At 59.6% G+C, this 465-nt stretch carries 1 protein-coding gene; it reads left to right on the forward strand.

The genetic code is table 11. The features are described 5' to 3' along the window. Nucleotides 1–12: 12 nt before the first annotated feature. The coding region (locus MLE19_RS22915) for a Rieske 2Fe-2S domain-containing protein (RefSeq protein WP_240720624.1) at nt 13–465 on the forward strand (453 nt) is incomplete at its 3' end.

Here is a 465-nt window from a genome sequence, read left to right on the forward strand (position 1 = left end):
AGGAGAGAGATCATGACCACACAGCTTGATCAGCTCGAAGCCCGCGTGCGCGGCGCCGTCCAGGACGACCCCGCCCAGGGCATCTTCCGCTGCCACCGCAGCATGTTCACCGACCCCGCCTTCTTCGAACTGGAGATGAAGCACATCTTCGAAGGCAACTGGGTATTTCTGGCCCACGAGAGCCAAATCGCCGAGCCGGGAGACTACTTCACCACCACCGTTGGCCGTCAGCCGATCGTCATCACCCGCGACAAGCAGGGCGAGTTGCACGGCCTGATTAACGCCTGCGCCCACCGTGGCGCCACCCTGTGTCGTCGTAAGCGTGGCAACAAAGGCACTTTTACCTGCCCGTTCCACGGCTGGACGTTCAAAAACGACGGCCAATTGCTCAAAGCCAAAAATGAGAAGAACGGCGCCTATCCTGACCAGTTTAAACAGGATGGCTCCCACAACCTCAAGCGCCTA

The sequence above is a fragment of the Vreelandella neptunia genome (genome assembly GCF_022489065.1).
Lineage (GTDB): Bacteria > Pseudomonadota > Gammaproteobacteria > Pseudomonadales > Halomonadaceae > Vreelandella > Vreelandella neptunia_A.